This window comes from Streptomyces sp. NBC_00637 (assembly GCF_045161545.1).
Classification (GTDB): Bacteria; Actinomycetota; Actinomycetes; order Streptomycetales; family Streptomycetaceae; genus Streptomyces.
Genome location: NZ_CP109046.1, coordinates 3,009,850 through 3,026,107, shown reverse-complemented (window position 1 = coordinate 3,026,107; position 16,258 = coordinate 3,009,850). Strand labels below are relative to the sequence as shown.

At 71.8% G+C, this 16,258-nt stretch carries 17 protein-coding genes and 1 pseudogene; 15 read left to right on the top strand and 3 right to left on the bottom strand.

What is annotated here, in order from left to right; all coding sequences use genetic code 11:
* Window positions 1-52: 52 nt before the first annotated feature.
* On the bottom strand, window positions 53-442 hold the full coding sequence (locus OG440_RS12885; RefSeq protein WP_406006982.1) for a DUF6542 domain-containing protein: 390 nt from the start codon (window positions 440-442) through the stop codon (window positions 53-55).
* A 481-nt stretch (window positions 443-923) separates the two neighbouring features.
* Here OG440_RS12885 and ychF point away from each other — a divergent pair, with 481 nt between their 5' ends.
* The 3 genes from ychF to OG440_RS12870 all read left to right on the top strand — a co-directional run bounded on the left by ychF (window position 924) and on the right by OG440_RS12870 (window position 3,021).
* Entirely contained in the window at window positions 924-2,012 is a 1,089-nt protein-coding gene (ychF, locus tag OG440_RS12880) for a redox-regulated ATPase YchF (protein WP_406006981.1), read from the top strand.
* 329 nt (window positions 2,013-2,341) lie between these two features.
* Window positions 2,342-2,626 carry a hypothetical protein gene (locus OG440_RS12875; RefSeq protein WP_289946282.1) on the top strand — a complete coding sequence of 95 codons (285 nt, stop codon included), beginning with the start codon at window positions 2,342-2,344 and terminating at the stop codon, window positions 2,624-2,626.
* Complete coding sequence (locus tag OG440_RS12870; RefSeq protein WP_406006980.1) at window positions 2,608-3,021, top strand: DNA-binding protein; 414 nt, start codon at window positions 2,608-2,610, stop codon at window positions 3,019-3,021. Before OG440_RS12875 ends, OG440_RS12870 begins: the two co-directional genes overlap by 19 nt.
* Window positions 3,022-3,103: 82 nt before the next feature.
* Here the strand turns inward: OG440_RS12870 and OG440_RS12865 are convergent, their stop codons facing one another.
* Together OG440_RS12865 and OG440_RS12860 are read right to left on the bottom strand one after the other, a co-directional pair.
* On the bottom strand, window positions 3,104-3,409 hold the full coding sequence (locus tag OG440_RS12865) for a hypothetical protein (RefSeq protein ID WP_406006979.1): 306 nt from the start codon (window positions 3,407-3,409) through the stop codon (window positions 3,104-3,106).
* A 28-nt stretch (window positions 3,410-3,437) separates the two neighbouring features.
* A pseudogene (locus OG440_RS12860) lies at window positions 3,438-3,725 on the bottom strand (leucine zipper domain-containing protein); the annotation flags it as partial.
* A 613-nt stretch (window positions 3,726-4,338) separates the two neighbouring features.
* On the opposite strand from OG440_RS12860, the gene OG440_RS12855 reads away from it, so the two are divergent.
* The 12 genes from OG440_RS12855 (at window position 4,339) to fabZ (ending at window position 16,211) form a co-directional block, all read left to right on the top strand.
* On the top strand, window positions 4,339-5,298 hold the full coding sequence (locus tag OG440_RS12855) for an ATP-binding cassette domain-containing protein (protein WP_406006978.1): 960 nt from the start codon (window positions 4,339-4,341) through the stop codon (window positions 5,296-5,298).
* A complete protein-coding gene (locus OG440_RS12850) occupies window positions 5,295-6,089 on the top strand; it encodes an ABC transporter permease (RefSeq protein ID WP_406006977.1) in 795 nt (264 codons plus the stop codon). The genes OG440_RS12855 and OG440_RS12850 overlap by 4 nt, the downstream gene beginning before the upstream one ends.
* A gap of 138 nt (window positions 6,090-6,227) precedes the next feature.
* On the top strand, window positions 6,228-7,166 hold the full coding sequence (locus OG440_RS12845; RefSeq protein ID WP_406006976.1) for an ACP S-malonyltransferase: 939 nt from the start codon (window positions 6,228-6,230) through the stop codon (window positions 7,164-7,166).
* Window positions 7,153-8,682 carry a class I adenylate-forming enzyme family protein gene (locus tag OG440_RS12840; RefSeq protein ID WP_406006975.1) on the top strand — a complete coding sequence of 510 codons (1,530 nt, stop codon included), beginning with the start codon at window positions 7,153-7,155 and terminating at the stop codon, window positions 8,680-8,682. Before OG440_RS12845 ends, OG440_RS12840 begins: the two co-directional genes overlap by 14 nt.
* On the top strand, window positions 8,663-8,917 hold the full coding sequence (locus OG440_RS12835; RefSeq protein WP_406006974.1) for an acyl carrier protein: 255 nt from the start codon (window positions 8,663-8,665) through the stop codon (window positions 8,915-8,917). The genes OG440_RS12840 and OG440_RS12835 overlap by 20 nt, the downstream gene beginning before the upstream one ends.
* Before the next feature lie 5 nt (window positions 8,918-8,922).
* Window positions 8,923-10,113, top strand: coding sequence for a PLP-dependent aminotransferase family protein (locus tag OG440_RS12830; RefSeq protein WP_406006973.1), 1,191 nt, complete (start codon window positions 8,923-8,925; stop codon window positions 10,111-10,113).
* Complete coding sequence (locus tag OG440_RS12825) at window positions 10,110-12,473, top strand: lantibiotic dehydratase (RefSeq protein WP_406006972.1); 2,364 nt, start codon at window positions 10,110-10,112, stop codon at window positions 12,471-12,473. The genes OG440_RS12830 and OG440_RS12825 overlap by 4 nt, the downstream gene beginning before the upstream one ends.
* Complete coding sequence (gene sbnA / locus OG440_RS12820) at window positions 12,470-13,573, top strand: 2,3-diaminopropionate biosynthesis protein SbnA (RefSeq protein WP_406006971.1); 1,104 nt, start codon at window positions 12,470-12,472, stop codon at window positions 13,571-13,573. Before OG440_RS12825 ends, sbnA begins: the two co-directional genes overlap by 4 nt.
* A complete protein-coding gene (gene sbnB, locus OG440_RS12815; protein ID WP_406006970.1) occupies window positions 13,570-14,598 on the top strand; it encodes a 2,3-diaminopropionate biosynthesis protein SbnB in 1,029 nt (342 codons plus the stop codon). The genes sbnA and sbnB overlap by 4 nt, the downstream gene beginning before the upstream one ends.
* Complete coding sequence (fabG, locus tag OG440_RS12810) at window positions 14,595-15,347, top strand: 3-oxoacyl-ACP reductase FabG (RefSeq protein WP_406006969.1); 753 nt, start codon at window positions 14,595-14,597, stop codon at window positions 15,345-15,347. Before sbnB ends, fabG begins: the two co-directional genes overlap by 4 nt.
* A 55-nt stretch (window positions 15,348-15,402) precedes the next feature.
* Window positions 15,403-15,693: an acyl carrier protein gene (locus OG440_RS12805; protein WP_142266012.1), complete on the top strand. Its 291-nt coding sequence runs from the start codon at window positions 15,403-15,405 to the stop codon at window positions 15,691-15,693.
* A gap of 2 nt (window positions 15,694-15,695) precedes the next feature.
* A complete protein-coding gene (gene fabZ, locus OG440_RS12800; protein ID WP_406006968.1) occupies window positions 15,696-16,211 on the top strand; it encodes a 3-hydroxyacyl-ACP dehydratase FabZ in 516 nt (171 codons plus the stop codon).
* The last annotated feature ends 47 nt before the right edge of the window (window positions 16,212-16,258 follow it).

The following is a 16,258-nucleotide window of genomic DNA, read 5'->3' as shown; positions in this document are numbered from 1 at the left end:
GCGGACGTGCGGCCGGGCGACGCCCGGCCTGTCCGGGGGCCGTCCGCCCGGGTCAGCGGCGGTTCACGCTCTGCCGGCGGGCCGCCGCCCGACGCACTCCGCGTGCCAGCACGGCCGCCGCCGCCACGAGCGTCCCGGCGTACAGCCAGCCGACCTGGGTGGCCAGCGCCGTCACCAGCCCCATCAGCCGCGCCCCGAAGCCGTTCCCGCCCTCGGAGGCGGGCAGCAGTCCCACGGCGAAGGCGATCGGCACGACCACCGGCGCGGACAGCAGGTCGCCGGCGCGCACCCACAGGGCGGTCAGCAGGCACACCGGCAGGAACAGCACGCAGTACACCGTCAGTGAGGCGCCGAAGAGCAACTGGTCCAGGCAGCCGATCACGAACATCAGCACGCCGCTGAACAGCCCGCCGCCGAGTCCGGTGAGCCGGGGGTTCGGCATCCGGCGCCCTGTCCGCCCGGCCGGCGCCGTCCCGGCCTGCGGGGGCGGCGCGGGCCGTCGCCCGGCGGGGGCGGGACGAGGACCGGCGGGGCGGGGGTCGCCCGGACGCGGATCGCCGGAACGAGGGGTGCCGGAGCGCGGAGTGCCGGCCCGGACGGGGCTTCCCGCCGGGCGTGACCGTCTGCCGACCGGCTCCCGGCTCGCTTCCCGGCCCGCCTGGGGCGGCAGGGGTGGTGTGTCGCGGCGGGTGCCTGGGGCCGGGGGGCGCGTCCTGTGTTGCTCCACCGGACCAACTTAGGTCGTTTTATGTGCCGAATCGCGTCTCGGACACGCCGTGGGGCCGAGCTTGGCCATGCGTTCGACAGCTCCGCCGGGGTGGCGCCCGGCACGCCGTAAACTGGTGGACCGGTCAGCTCTCTGGCCTCTGGCCCTCTCACTCGGGAACTGGCCCTCCGGCCCTCTCACCACGGGAAGTCGCAACGTGTCGCTCACGATCGGAATCGTCGGTCTGCCGAATGTCGGCAAGTCGACCATGTTCAACGCCCTGACCAAGAACGACGTGCTGGCGGCCAACTACCCGTTCGCCACGATCGAGCCGAACGTCGGCGTCGTCGGCGTCCCGGACGCCCGTCTCACGAAGCTGGCCGAGATCTTCTCCTCGCAGAAGATCCTTCCGGCGACCGTCGACTTCGTCGACATCGCGGGGATCGTGAAGGGCGCTTCGGAGGGTGAGGGCCTGGGCAACAAGTTCCTCGCGAACATCCGCGAGTCGGACGCGATCTGCCAGGTCATCCGCGCCTTCCAGGACGAGAACGTCGTGCACGTCGACGGCAAGGTCTCGCCGAAGGACGACATCGAGACGATCAACACCGAGCTGATCCTCGCCGACCTCCAGACCATCGAGAAGGTCCTGCCGCGCCTCCAGCGGGAGTCGCGCATCAAGAAGGACATCGGGCCGAAGGTCGCGGCGGTCGAGGCGGCGAAGGAGATCCTGGAGAAGGGCGACACCCTGTTCTCCGCGGGCATCGTCCAGGGCTCCGGCAACGAGGAACTCCTGCACGACCTGCACCTCCTCACCACCAAGCCCTTCCTCTACGTCTTCAACGTCGACGAGGACGAGCTGACCGACGAGGACTTCAAGAACGAGCAGCGCGCCCTGGTCGCCCCCGCCGAGGCGATCTTCCTCAACGCCAAGCTGGAGTCGGACCTCGCCGAGCTCGACGAGGAGGAGGCGATGGAGCTCCTGGAGTCGGTGGGCGTCGAAGAGCCCGGCATGGCGACGCTGGCCCGCGTCGGCTTCGACACCCTGGGCCTGCAGACGTACCTCACGGCCGGCCCCAAGGAGTCCCGCGCCTGGACCATCAAGAAGGGCGCCACCGCCCCCGAGGCCGCCGGTGTCATCCACACCGACTTCCAGAAGGGCTTCATCAAGGCCGAGGTCATCTCCTTCGCCGACCTGGTGGAGACCGGCTCGGTCGCCGAGGCCCGGGCCAAGGGCAAGGCCCGCATGGAAGGCAAGGACTACGTCATGCAGGACGGCGATGTGGTGGAGTTCCGCTTCAACGTGTAGCGGGTGACGTATCACTACGTCGCTGGTCTGGCAAACATGCAGGTCAGGGAGGGCTCGGCTCTTCGGGGTCGGGCCCTTTGTCTTGTCCCGTTGCTGGGATGGTGCTGGGATAGCTGACCCCCCGTCACCTGTCGTCATCCCTGGTCATCCGTACCGTGCTGGGATCGCGCTGGGATGGGATGTGAAGCCCGTGCTGGGTTTCGGGCAGTGATCTGCCCAATACGAGGGTGGGTGGGAGGGGCCTCATCCATACGTCTTCTTCGCGCCCCTGAGGGGCCGTGTGGATTCGGGCCGTAGCGCTTTTCCTACTCGTTTGACACACTCGGGGTATGGGTGAGGCGACGTACAGCATCGGGGAAGGTCCGGCGACGCGGGTGAGCCTGTCGCTGCCAGAGGGGACAGCGGAGGCGATCCGGGCGCGGGTGGGCAAGCGGGAGTTCTCCGCGTTCATCGCCGAGGCGGTCGAGCGTGAGCTGCGCGGGCAGGTCCTGGACGAGTACCTGGCGGACTACGAGAGCCGCAAGGGGCCGGTCTCCGAGCCGGCTCGTCAGCGGGCGAGGCAGGTCTTCGACGAGGTGTTCGCCGAGGAGGCCGAGTGGCCCGCCGCAGGTTGAGTCACGAGGGGACGCTGGTCCTCGACAGCGAGGGACTCTCGAAGCTGCTCGCCGACGACGAACAGGTGGTGGCTCTGATCGCTGAGGCGCGCTCGCGTGGCATGGAGGTCGTGGTCAGTGCGCTCACCATTATCGAGGCCGTGCACGCGCGCACGAACAAGTCCCGCCTGAATTGGGTGCTCTCCGGGCTGCGCGTAGTCGCAGTGGGCGACGAGGAGGCGAGGGCAGCCTCGAAGTTGCTGATGAATGCCGGTTTGCGCGGGCACAAGTACGCGATCGATGCGGCCGTCGCCGAGGCAGCGCTGCGACAGCACCGCCCCGTGGTCATGCTGACTTCCGATATTGACGACATGGCCAAGCTGTGCGGCGAGCGGGTCCGGCTCGTGGCGGTGTGATTTCTCCTGGGCCGCTTTCTGCCGTTCGGCGGATCACCGATTGCGGTAACCGGCGATCCGCCGCAATGTGGCGAGCCAAGGCTCAGTAGGAGCGGGGCCCGTAGGGGCTCCAGTGGCCGAGGAAGGGCTTGAGGTCGTCGCTGTCGGGCTTCGGCGGCGTGGGCAGTTTCGGCGCTGAGACCGATTCGGTGAGATGTTGCAGGTGCGCATCCGCGAACGCGAGCCACGCCTCGACGGTCCGCTCCTGCCCGGGCGGGAGCGATGTGGCGTGGTCGCGTACTGCTGCGATGTATTCGGTCAGGCGGCTGGCCTGGTACCAGGTGTCTGCCTGTTCTCCGAGGTGTTTGACGCGGTAGGCGTGGGCATAGGCGGCGTGGGCTTCCTGCATGGCGGCTTCCCAGCGCTTTTGCTGTACCTCCCAGGATCGGTCCGATGCGGGCCGGTTCGAGTTTGCGGTCCTGGCACAGCTGGCAGACATCCGCCTCAGTGGCGGCTGCGGTGCGGTGCGGTGTCCTGTGGGGGCGGCTGGAACGGTCGATGAGTCCGTTCTCGCCCTCGGACCGCCAGCGCCGGATCCACTTGTGGGCTGTGGGACGGGAGATGCCCATCTCGGCGGCGACATGGGCGACGGGACGGCCGGAGCGGACACGTTCGACGAGCAGCCGCCTGCCGTGAACGGTCAGCCGGGCATTACGGTGGGACATGAAGGCCTCCGTGCGGTGAAGATTCGACACCTCCACCACACACGGGGGCCTTCGCCACGATCAAGTCGGACCCCCATTAACAACGCTCGTGATCAATACACCTAGGGCATGGAGACGCCCGAGGTAGTCCCGCGCTCCTGGCTCCGAGCTGCACCGATTGCCGGTCGCCTTGGAATGCAGGCTCTCCCATGATGAGCGTCTGTTCCAAGTCGTCCTCACCCGCTGCCGTCACTCCGAGGGTGACGCGGGCTTCCGCGTTGCGCCTCGGCGAGCGCTCGCTTCCGTCAAAGTCGAGACCGGCCGGGCCGAGCCACTCGCAGGCGATGCCCGTGGGCGACTCGGCGCGCACCAGCCTGACCTGGACGCCGTCCAGGACGGAGAGCCGTGCGCCCGCGCCGTGTTCGACGGCGAGGCGGCGCAGGAGCGGCGGCTGCGGCGGACCAGGCCGGGGTGCAGTGACGCGGCCGCGGCGAAGAAGTCCGGCACGGTGTCGACGATCCGCCGTCGCGTGGCCCGATAGGGCAGGGATAGCCGCGTCGGTTCGGGCGGATAGCGGGGGGCGCAAGAGTGTTTCTCGTCAAGCCACCCCCCACCGGATCGTGAGGACCTGAAGATGACCGAAACCCAACTCCGCCCGGCGTCGGGGGAGGTGACGTCACCGGATGCCGCCGTGCTCAGCGCGGTCGTGAAGCGGTTCGCCAACGCCAAGGGCGAGGAGTTCACCGCCGTCGACGGGCTGGACCTGCGCATCCGGCGCGGCGAGGTCGTGGCGTTTCTCGGACCGAACGGCGCGGGCAAGACGACCACCATCGACATGCTCCTGGGCCTCACCCGGCCCGACTCGGGGCGGGTGGAGCTGTTCGGTGAGGCGGCGGGGCAGGCGGTCCGCGCCGGCCGGGTGGCGGCGGTCCTGCAGAGCGGCGGACTGCTGCCCGACCTGACCGTCGAGGCCACCGTACGGATGCTCGGCTCGCTGCACCCCGGCGCCGACCCGGAGACCGTGATGAGCAGGGCCGGCGTCACCAGGCTGCGGGACCGCCGGGTCTCCGAGTGCTCGGGCGGTGAGCAGCAGCGGCTGCGGTTCGCGATCGCGCTGCTGTCGAACCCGGAGTTCCTGGTGCTGGACGAGCCGACGGCCGGGATGGACGTGGTGGCCCGCCGCGAGTTCTGGGCCACCGTCCGCGAGGACGCCCGGCGCGGCATGACGGTCCTGTTCGCCACGCACTACATGGAGGAGGCCGACCAGTTCGCCGACCGGGTGGTGATGGTCGACCGGGGACGGATCGTCGCCGACGGGTCCGCCTCCTCGGTCCGCGCCCGGATCAGCGGCCGTACCGTCTCCGCCCTGATCAGCCCGCAGGACGCCGCCGCGGTGGCCGGCTCCCCGTCCGTGCGCTCCGTGGCGGTCCGGGGCGAGCGCCACTACTTCGACTCCACCGACTCCGACGCGCTGCTGCGGCTGCTCGTCACCACGACCTCCGCCACCGAGATCGAAGTCGCCCCCCGGAGCCTCGAAGAGGCCTTCATGGCGATCACCCACGCCGGCCGCACCGGCCAGGAGGGCACGCGATGACCACCGTGACCGCACCGCCCGCCCGTCCCCGCGCCTCGTCGTTCAGCGGAGTCAACCCCACCTTCGTCCGCTACGAACTGGCCCGCCGCTTCAACCGCCAGACCACGATCTTCACCCTCCTGCTCCCGGCCGTCCTCTACCTCGCCCTGTTCCGCACCGCGCCGGCCCACGGCACGCTGCCGCACGGCAACTTCGCCGCCTGGATGATGATCGGCCTCGCCGTGTACGGGGCCGCGATGGCCGCCGTCAGTTCCGCGGCCACCATCTCGGTCGAGAAGTCGGCGGGCTGGATGCGCACGATCGCCCTGAGCCCGCTCGCGCCGCCCGGATACCTGCTCGTCAAGGTCCTGTGCTCGGTGGTGACGGCCGCCGTGCCGGTGGCCATCGTCGGAGTGCTGGGTCTGGTCACCGGCGCGCACGCCGATGCCGAAGTGTGGGTGACGTCCCTGGTCGTCGCCTGGCTGGGGGCCGCGGTCTTCGCCGCGCTCGGCATCTCGCTGGGCCTGGCCCTCAAGCCCGACGTCGTGATGCACATGCCGGGGCTGACGATGACCGCGCTGGCCTTCCTCGGCAACCTGTTCATCCCGCTCAGCGGCACCATGCTCGAGATCTCGCGGTACACGCCGATGTACGGCGTCTCCACTCTCGCCCGCTACGCCCTCACCGACGGTTACGGCTTCGGCGGCGAGCACTCCAGCCTGGCGGGCGCCGTCTTCAACATCGTCGCCTGGTTCGCCGGGTTCGGGTTCATGGCCGTCCGACGGTTCGCGGAGAGCACCGGCCGCCAGTAGCACCGGCCGCCGGCAGCACCACCTGCCGGTAACGGGCCTCACCTCACCTGCCTCACCTCGGGGCATCCCATCCGCATCCCACCGCCCGCCGGCCCGAGCGCCGTGCGACGGGCTCCACACGAAAGGGGGATAGAACACATGTTCGCAATCATGGCGCCGGGTCAGGGCTCCCAGACCCCTGGCATGATGGCCGGCTGGCTGCGCGACCCGGTCCACGCCGAGCGCGTACGGGCCTGGTCGGAGGCCGCGGACTGCGACCTCGTCCACTTGGGCACCCGGGCCTCGGCCGCGGAGATCGCCCGCACCGAGAACACCCAGCCGCTGCTGGTCGCCCAGGGCCTGCTGGCCCACGAGGGCCTGGCGGCGGCGGGCACCGCGATCGCGGCCGGACACTCGGTCGGCGAGCTCACCGCCGCCGCCTACGCCGGAGTCCTCACGCCCGTCGACGCGGTACGGCTGGCCGCGGTCCGTGGCCGGGCGATGGCCGCGGCCTGTGCCGAGGCACCCACCTCGATGGCGGCCGTGGTAGGCGGCGACGAGGCCGGGGTGCTGGAGCGTATCGCCGAACTCGGCCTGCACGCGGCCACGTTCAACGGTCCCGGCCAGATCGTGGCCGCCGGGCTCACCGAGGACCTCCAGCGGCTGGCGGCGGCGCCCCCGCCCGAGTCGACCGTCAAACCCCTGCCGGTCGCGGGCGCCTTCCACACCCCGTACATGGAGTCCGCGCGGCAGGCGTTCGCCGCCGCGGCCGCCGCGACCGGCTTCGGGGCTCCTCGCGGGTCTCTGCTCTCCAACGCCGACGGCACGGTGGTCGACGATCCCGACACGGTCCGCCGGCGGCTCGTCGACCAGGTGGTCCGCCCGGTGCGCTGGGACCTGTGCCTGCACACCCTCGCCCGTCTGGAACCCGGGCTGACGGTGTCCCTGCCGCCCGCCCGGACCCTCGCCAACATCCTCAAGCGCCGCCACCCCGAACTCGACGTCCTCCCGGTCAACACGGCCCGGGACATCGGCAAGGCCCTCGTGCGCATCGGCGAGAGCGCCCGTAAGGAGGAACCCGCCCGTGCTGGTGTCTGACCTCTTCGAGCGCGCCCGCGCCGAGCGCCCCGACCACCCCGCGGTCGTCGACGGCGACGGCGGCCTCACCTACGCCGAGCTCGGCACGGACGTCGACCGCGCGGCCGGCTGGCTGCGGGCCCAGGGCATCGCCCCCGGGCAGCGGGTCGTCCACGCCGGCGGCAACGACCGCACCTTCCTCGCCCTCTTCCACGCCACCCTCCGGATCGGCGCCGTCTTCGTCCCCGTCCACCCCGACCTGACCGACCTCCAGGTCGGCGGCATCGTCGAGGACTGCTCGGCCGCCCTGGCGATCTGCTCGCCCGGCGCGGGAGGGCGGGCCGGGCGGACCGTCCCGGTCGAGCGGGCCCGGCAGGAGATCCGGGAGGCCCCCGCCGACGGCTTCGCCGCCCGGGTCCCGGACGACGCCGTGGCGATGCTGATCTACACCTCGGGCACCACCGGCCGGCCGAAGGGCGTCGTCTGCCCGCACCGGCAGATGATCGCGGCCGTCGAGGCCGTGGGCGCCTGCCTCGGCTACACCGCGGACGACGTGGTGCTGTGCCGGCTCCCGCTCTCCTTCGACTACGGCCTCTACCAGGCACTGCTGTGCGCCCGCACCGGCGCCACCCTCGTCCTCGCCGAACGCGGCGGCGACCGGGGCCTGTTGCGGACGATCGAAGCGCACGGGGTGACCGTCGTTCCGCTCGTGCCCTCGCTGGCCCAGATGCTGGCCCTGCTCCAGAGCAGGCTGCGGCGGCCCACCGGGGTGCGCCTGTTCACCAACACGGGTGCCCGCCCGGGCCGGGCCGTGATGGCCGAACTCCTCGACGTCTTCCCCGGGTCGGCGTTCGCCTCGATGTACGGCATGACCGAGTGCAAGCGCATCTCGATCCTCGACCCCGCCGAGTACGCCGCCCACCCCGACTCGGTCGGGCGGCCCATCCCCGGCGACCGGGTCCGGATCGTCGACGGCGACCGGCGCGAGCTCGGTCCCCGGGAGACCGGCGAGATCGTCGTGGGCGGCGCCACCGTGATGGCCGGCTACTGGGGCGTCCCGCTGGAGGCGCAGCACCGCTTCGTCCGCGGTGCCGACGGGACGCTGGAGCTGCACACCGGCGACCAGGGCTACCTCGACGAGGACGGCCGGCTCTACTTCGTCGGCCGCGACGACGACATGATCAAGCGGCGCGGGATCCGCCTCGGGCTGACCGAGATCGAGGACGCCGCCGAGCGGATCCCCGGCGTGACCGCGGCGGTGGCGCTGCGGCCCGAGTCCGAGGACGCCCCCCTGCGGCTGGCCGTGCAGTCCTCCCTGGCCCCCGAGGAGATCCGCGAGCGGCTGAGGCCGCGCCTCGACCGGGCCCGGCTGCCCGACCGGATCGTCCCCATCGACGCCGTCCCGCTCACCGCGAACGGCAAACCGGACCGCAAGGCCGCCGAGCTGCTGGTCCGCGCCGCCGAAGCCCACCCCCTCGGACAGACGACACGACAGCCCACACAGACGAGGACCACCCATGAACCAGTCGCAGTTTGACCAGCTCGTCGAGGAGATCTGCGCCGTCACGGTGACCGACCCGCAGACCCCCCTCGTGGACCTCGGAGTGGACTCGCTCCAGACCATCGCCCTGGTGATGGCCGTCGAGGAGCAGTACGGCATCGAGATCGACCCCGACGTACTCGCCGACCCGGCGCTCACCTCCTCGGCCGGCCTGCTGCGTTCCGTGCAGGACCAGCTGGCCGCGGCCCTGCCGGCCAGAGCCGGGAGCTGACCGCCATGTGGACCGACACACGACCCGCGGTGGAGATGCCGCGACTGTTCGAGCGCGGCGGGGACCTGATCTCCTTCGCCGGCGGCCTGCCCGACCTGGACGTCCTGCCGCTGGACGTCATCTCCGCCCAGCTCTCCCGGCTGCTGCGGCTCGGCGGGAAACTCGCCCTCCAGTACACGACCCCGCACGTCGCCGGGGCCCTGGTGCCGGCGATCACCGACCTGATGGCCCGTGAGGGCGGGCACACCACCGCCGAGAACCTGGTCCCGACCGGCGGCTCCCAGATGGGGCTGATGGCGGTGGCCCTGGGCCTCGCCTCCCCGGGCGAGACGGTCCTGTGCCAGACGCCCGCCTACCCGGGTGCGGCGGCCGCATTCCGCACCGCCGGACTGCACCCGCACGCCGTGCCCGAGGACGCCGCGGGACTCGACCCCGAGGGCCTGCGCGAGACGGTGCGGCGGCTGCGCGCCGACGGCCGCACCACCCGCCTCCTGTACTGCAACCCGACCTTCCAGAACCCGACCGGCGCCACGCTCTCCGTCGCCCGCCGCGAGCAACTGCTCGCCGTGGCCCGGGAGCTGGACCTCCTGATCGTCGAGGACAACCCCTACGGCCTGCTCGGCTTCGACGGGCGGACCACCGACACCCTCCAGGGCCTCGACCCCGACCGGGTGATCTACCTCGGCACCTTCTCCAAGGTGTTCGCGCCGGGGCTGCGCTGCGGCTGGATCGCGGCGCCGGCGGAGCTGGCGAGCACCCTGCGCCGGACGACCGAGATCATGGCGCTGTCCCCGTCGGCGCTCGCCCAGGCCGCGCTCGCCGCGTTCTACACGCGGTCCGGCTGGACGGACCTCGTCGACGGCTACCGGGCGAGCTACCGGGAGCGGTCGGCGCTGATGGCCGACGCGCTGGACGCCGAACTCGGCGCCGACGGGCCCTGGTCGTGGCAGCGGCCGGAGGGCGGCTTCTACATCTGGCTGCGGCACCGCGACGGCGTCGACACGAACACCTTCGCCGACGCGGCCGCCGAGCACGGGGTCTCCTTCGTGCCCGGCTCCCACTTCGGGATCGGCGGGGAGAACGCCGACGCGCTCCGGCTGTGCTTCAGCCACGTGCAGAGGAAGCGGATCGCCGAGGGGATCTCCCGGCTGGCGGCCGCGCTCGGTCACCGGGCGGCGGAAGGGGCGGCGGCATGACCGGCACGCTCCAGGCGACCGGCACGCTCCAGGCGACCGGCACGGTCGAGGCGTCCCGCGCGCTCGACTGGACGGCCTTCGGACCGTCGTACCGGCTGGGCGACAGCGAATGGCGGGTGTGGGGCGTCGGACTGCTCCGCAGCGCCGGCTTCCCGGTCTCCGGTCTCGGTCTGCTCGGCGGACCGCGCGCCGCCCGGGCGGCACGGCTGCTGGACACCGGCGGCGGGACGGACGGCCAGGAGGCGTTCAGCGCCGCCTACCGCGCCGACACCGACGCCGAGGCCGGGCGGCTGGCCCTGCTGGCCACCGACGACAAGGTGCGCACCGCCATCGCCTGGCAGAACCGCACCGTCTACCAGATCCTCGACTCCCTCGCCGCGCGCAAGGGCAAGGAGTCCAAGCGCCGGCAGCGTGAACGCACCCTCGCCATGTACTGGCTGCGGTACTGCGCCAAGGCCGACACCATCGGCTTCTTCGGACCCGGGGCGTGGTTCTCCGTCGGGCAGGGGCAGCGCGCCGTCGATCTCGACGTCGGCCCGTCGCTCACCTCCCGCAGCCGTACCTTCCTCGAACGCTGGACGGTGGCCGCCCTGGCCGACTGGATGGCCGGGCAGCCGGGCGCCCGCTGGTGGTTCCCGCCGATGCTGCGGCCCGACGTGCACCTCGACGGCGACCGGCTCGTCCTCCAGGGCGGCCGTACGGTGCGGCTGCGCGAGGACGACGTCCAGGTGCTGCGCCTCCTGGACGGCGACCGCGGCGGCGAGGCCGTCGCCGAGGCCACCGGCTGGGATCCGGCGACCGCGCGGGAGCGGGTGGAGAAGATCCTGACCCGGCTCCTGCGGCAGCGGGTGCTGACCTGGGACGCCAACATCCCCGTCGACGTCCGGGCCGAGGAGGTGCTGCGCCGCCGGGTGGCAGGCATCGGCGACCCGGAGCTGTTCGTCCGCTTCGACGCGGTCCTCACCGGACTCGACCGGCTGCGCGACGACATCGACCGGGCGGGCAGCGCCGAGGAGCTCGTGGCGGCGCTCGACCGGCTCGACGACTTCTTCGTCCGCACCACGGGACGGGCGGCCTCCCGCGAGGAGGGCAAGGCGTACGCCGGCCGCACGCTCTGCTACCAGGACTCCCTGCGCGACTGCCGGATGGACCTGGGGCGGGACTTCCTGGACGCGATAGCGCGTCCGCTGGCCCTGGTCGCGGACGCGGCGGACTGGTTCGGCAACCGGCTCGCCGAGCTGGTGGAGGCGGAGGTCGCCGGGTTCGTCCGCAAGGCCGCGGCCCGTCGCCGCGGGGACGTCACCCTCGCCGACGTGTGGACGCAGGTGCTCGGGCTGTTCTGGGGGGACGACGCCACCCCGGTGGAGACCGCGACCCGTGAACTCGCCGAGAAGTGGCGCGAGGTGCTGCACCTCGACGGCGACCGGCACGCCCCGGTACGGCTGTCGGTCGCCGACATCGAGGAGCGGGCCCGGGAGGTCTTCGCGACCGGCCCGGTGCGCTCACCCCATCTCGCCGTGCACAGCCCGGACCTCCAGGTGGTGGCCCCGTCCGTCGAGGCCTTCAACGCCGGCGACCACACCACCGTCCTCGGCGAACTGCACGCCTGCCTGGCCACGTTGGACCTGCCGTTCCTCGACTGGACCACGGACGCCGGATCGCTGCGGGACAAGGTGAACACGGCGATCGGCGCCCGGCGGCTGGTGCCGCTGCTGCCGGTCGAGTGGAAGCGCAACAGCGGCCGCATGGTGCCCGCCCCGATCGGCGCGGGCGACCGGCTGATCGGCTTCACCCGGGCCCCGTACGACGAGCGCGCCCGGGTCGACCCCGCGGTGTCCGTGGGCCTGACGGAGACCGACGGCACGGTCACCGCGACCACCCCCGACGGGGGAGTGTGGAGCATCGCCGAGCTGCTCGCGGTGCCCGTCGCGATCATCGCCGCGGACGCCTTCAAGATCGGCCTGGACCGGCCGCACGCCCCGCGCGTGACGCTCGACGGCCTGGTCCTGTTCCGGGAGACCTGGCGGCTGCCGGCCGCCGAAACGGAACTGCCCGACAAGGCCGAGCGGGAGCGCGACTACCTCGCCGTCCGCCGGTGGGTGGCCGAACACGCCCTGCCCGACCTGCTCTTCGTCAAGTTCCCCGACGAGACCAAGCCGTCCCTCGTCGACTTCACCAGCCCGACGCTGGTGCTGTCCTTCGCCAACCTCGTCCGGGCCGCGCGCCGGCTCGACCCCGACGCCGTCATCACCCTCAGCGAGCCGCTGCCGGCTCCGGAGGACTCCTGGCTGCCGGACGCCGACGGTGAGCGCTTCGTCAGCGAACTGCGGCTCCAGATCAGCAGAAAGGTGCCGGAATGACCGTCCTCGCCTCCGACGGCGCGGCCCTCGCGGTCCGCGCCACCCGCTCCCGGGACCCCGACATCGTCGCGACGATCGGCGGTACCCCGCTGGTCGCCCTCGACCGGCTGTTCCCGCCGACGCGGTTCCAGGTGTACGCCAAGTGCGAGCGCTTCAACCCGGGCGGCTCCATCAAGGACCGCGCCGCCAAGTCGATGATCGAACACGCCATCAGGGTGGGGAAGCTCGTCCCCGGGGTGTCCACGGTCGTGGAGTCCTCCTCCGGCAACCTGGGCATCGCCCTCGCCCAGCTGTGCAACTTCTACCGGCTGAACCTGATCTGCGTGATCGACCCGCGCACCACCGCGCAGAACGCCGCCATCATGCGGGCGTACGGCGCCAGGGTCGAGGTCGTCGACCGGGATCCCGCCACCGGCGAGTACCTGCCGGCCCGGATCGGGCGGGTGCGCTCGCTCCTCGAGAGCGTGCCGGACGCGTACTGGCCCAACCAGTACGCCAACGAGCACAACTCCCGGGCCCACCACCACACCATGCGGGAGATCCACGAGGCACTCCCGGGCGGCCCCGACCACCTGTTCCTCGCGGCCGGTACGACCGGGACGCTGCGCGGCTGCGCCGAGTACATCCGCGACCACGGCCTGGCCACGAACGTGGTGGCGGTGGACGCGGTGGGCAGCGTGATCTTCGGGCCGCCCGAGCCGTGGGAGCTCACCCACCGGCGCACGATTCCCGGTCACGGGGCGGCGGTCGTGCCCCCGCTGCTGCGGCCGGGCCTCGCGGACCGGGTCGTCAAGGTCACCGACTTCGACTGTGTGCGCGGCTGCCGGCAGCTGCTCGCCCAGGAGTCGATCCTCGCCGGCGGTTCGTCGGGCGCCGTCGTGGCCGCGCTCCAGGACGCCGCGTCCTGGATCGAGCCGGGCGCGACCTGCGTCGCCGTCCTTCCCGACGGCGGCGACCGCTACCTCGACACCGTCTACTCCGACTCCTGGGTCGAGGCCCGCTTCAAGGAATTCCCCCCGCCCGACAACACCGCACTCCACAACACCGCTCTCGACACCACCGCTCTCGACACCACCGATCACGAAAGGAGTGAGTCATGAGGATCCTCGGTCGCGACGACGTCGAAGTGGCCCTGAAGGGCCTCGGACCCGCCGTCCTCGACGCGGTCCGCAGCGCCTACGTGCTGCACGGCCAGGGCCACTCGCAGGTGCCGTTCTCCAGCTTCCTGCGCCCGCCGCGGCCCGCCGGCTCGCGCATCATCTCGCTGCCCGCCTACCTGGGCGGCCCGGAGCCCGTGATGGGCCTGAAGTGGATCTCCTCCTTCCCGGCCAACGTCGAGCAGGGGCTCCAGCGGGCCTCCTCCGTCCAGGTGCTCAACGACCTCGACACCGGATATCCGCAGGCCCTGCTGGAAGGCAGCCAGATCTCGTCCTCCCGGACCGCCGCGAGCGCCGCCCTCGCCAGCGGCGCGCTGCACGGCTCCCGCCCGGTCCGCACCGCCGGTCTCATCGGCTGCGGCACCATCAACCAGCGGGTCCTCGCCTTCCTCGCTCTGACCCACCCCGAGCTGGAGACGGTGGTGCTCCAGGACGTGGTCCCGGGCCGCGCCGACGTCCTCGCCGCCGAACTGGAGTGCGAGTACCCGGGGATCACCTTCCGCACCGGAGACGTCGCCGAGGCGCTCGGCACCTCGACGGTGAGCATCGCGACCACCGACTCGACGTACTGGCTCGACCTGGCCGCGTATCCCGACCGCCCGGCCGGCCAGGTGATCCTGCACCTGTCGCTGCGCGACCTGAGCACGGACTCGGTGCTCGGCGCTTACAACGTGGTCGACGACATCGAGCACGCCGTCCGTGAGCGGACCTCCCTGCACAGGGCCGAACAGGAGGCCGGGCACCGGGAGTTCGTGCACGCCGAGATCGCCGCCGTGCTCGGCTGCTCCGAGCCGCCGGCCACGGGGCGCACGATCGTCTTCTCGCCCTTCGGGCTCGGCATCCTCGACCTCGCGGTCGCCCAGGCGGTCCTCAAGGCCGCCACCGCGGCCGGCCTCGGCACCGAGGCCGCGGGGTTCGACCCGGGCAGCCACCGGGTCACCGCGGCCATGGCGGGGAGGGCCGCGTGAGCACCTTCTTCGCCGAGGGCACCAAGGCCCTCGTCACCGGCGCCTCGCGCGGCATCGGCGCGGCGATCGCGCTCACCCTGGCCGAGCACGGCTGCGACGTGGCCCTCAACTACCGCTCCAACGCGGCGAAGGCCGAGGAGGTCGCCGAGCGGATCCGCGAGCTCGGCCGGGAGGCCCTGCCGGTCCGGGCGGACGTCTCCGACGAGGCCCAGGTCGCCGCGATGTACAAGCAGCTCAAGGGGGCCTGGGGACGTCTCGACGTCGCCGTCCTGAACTCCGGGGTCACCGCCGACGGCCACCTGGCCGCCATGAGCTCCGCCAAGTGGCAGGAGGTCATCGGCACCAATCTGACCGGCACCTTCTACACCGCCCGCGAGGCGACCAAGCAGATGTACGCGAGCGGCGGCGCGATCGTCTTCATCGCCTCCACCAGCGGCATCGCCGGCCGGGCCGGTCAGGCCAACTACGCCGCCAGCAAGGGCGGGGTGATCGCCATGGCGAAGACGCTGTCGTACGAGGTCGCTCCGCGCGGCATCCGGGTCAACGTCGTCGCGCCCGGGTTCATCGACACCGACATGGTCAAGAAGGTGCCGCCCGCCCACATGAAGGAGGCCCTTCAGGTCATCCCGATGGGGCGGATGGGCACCGCGGCGGAGGTGGCCCAGGCGGCCGCCTTCCTGGCCGCCCCCGCCGCCTCCTACATCACCGGCAAGGTGCTCACCGTCGACGGCGGAATGATCCCCAACTAGCCATCCACACACAGCAGTTGCATCGCCCTCATCCCTCTGTGAAAGGAACGTCACCGTGTCCGTCGCCACCTTCGAGGACATCCGTACCCAGGCCGAGACCCGCCTGGAGAAGAACATGAAGGTCAAGTCGATGATCATCGACCGCCTGGGCCTGGACGTCGAGCCGGCCGTCGTCTCCGACAACCAGCCGCTGTTCGGCCGCGGTCTGGAGATGGACTCGCTGGACACCCTGGAGATCGTCGTCATGGTCAACAACGAGTACGACGTGCTGATCAGCGACGACGACTTCGAGGCCTTCGGCTCCATCAACGCCCTGGTCGACTTCATCGAAGCCCGCGAGGTCTGAGCATGACCATCACCTCCGAGGCCCCCGCGCGGCCCGAGCAGAAGCACAGTTACTCCTCCGACGACATCAAGCGGATGCTGCCGCACCGCTGGCCGATGCTGATGATCGACCGCGCCTACGACGTCGTCCCCGGTGTCTCGGGCCGCGGCGTGAAGAGCGTCTCGGTGAACGAGCCCTTCTTCGCCGGGCACTACCCCGACCACTCGATCATGCCGGGCGTGATGATCGTCGAGGCGATGGCCCAGCTGGTGGCCGTCGTGTACGTCGCCGAGCTCGTCGAAGCGGCGGCGGCGCCCGGGGCTCCCGAGGGCGGCGACCCCTCCGAGAGCGTCGGCTACCTCGGTTCCATCAGCTCGATGAAGTTCTCCCGGCTCGTCGTCCCCGGCGACCAGCTGACCCTGCACGCCAAGCTCGGCCAGCGGCTCGGCGCCCTGCGGCAGGTGTCGGTGCGGGCGAGCGTCGGCTCGGAACTGGCCGCCGCCGGCTCCCTCATCGTCACCACCGGCCGCAAGGCCTGACCCCCGGTACGAGTCCCACCCGAAGTACTCCCACCCGAAGAAAAGGA

Bases quoted from the DNA above. Each gene is read 5' to 3' on its own strand.
- OG440_RS12885 (WP_406006982.1), bottom strand. From the start codon at position 442: ATGCCGAACCCCCGGCTCACCGGACTCGGCGGCGGGCTGTTCAGCGGC.
- OG440_RS12875 (WP_289946282.1), top strand. From the start codon at position 2,342: ATGGGTGAGGCGACGTACAGCATCGGGGAAGGTCCGGCGACGCGGGTG.
- OG440_RS12865 (WP_406006979.1), bottom strand. From the start codon at position 3,409: ATGCAGGAAGCCCACGCCGCCTATGCCCACGCCTACCGCGTCAAACAC.
- OG440_RS12855 (WP_406006978.1), top strand. From the start codon at position 4,339: ATGACCGAAACCCAACTCCGCCCGGCGTCGGGGGAGGTGACGTCACCG.
- OG440_RS12850 (WP_406006977.1), top strand. From the start codon at position 5,295: ATGACCACCGTGACCGCACCGCCCGCCCGTCCCCGCGCCTCGTCGTTC.
- OG440_RS12845 (WP_406006976.1), top strand. From the start codon at position 6,228: ATGTTCGCAATCATGGCGCCGGGTCAGGGCTCCCAGACCCCTGGCATG.
- OG440_RS12835 (WP_406006974.1), top strand. From the start codon at position 8,663: ATGAACCAGTCGCAGTTTGACCAGCTCGTCGAGGAGATCTGCGCCGTC.
- OG440_RS12830 (WP_406006973.1), top strand. From the start codon at position 8,923: ATGTGGACCGACACACGACCCGCGGTGGAGATGCCGCGACTGTTCGAG.
- OG440_RS12825 (WP_406006972.1), top strand. From the start codon at position 10,110: ATGACCGGCACGCTCCAGGCGACCGGCACGCTCCAGGCGACCGGCACG.
- sbnA (WP_406006971.1), top strand. From the start codon at position 12,470: ATGACCGTCCTCGCCTCCGACGGCGCGGCCCTCGCGGTCCGCGCCACC.
- sbnB (WP_406006970.1), top strand. From the start codon at position 13,570: ATGAGGATCCTCGGTCGCGACGACGTCGAAGTGGCCCTGAAGGGCCTC.
- fabZ (WP_406006968.1), top strand. From the start codon at position 15,696: ATGACCATCACCTCCGAGGCCCCCGCGCGGCCCGAGCAGAAGCACAGT.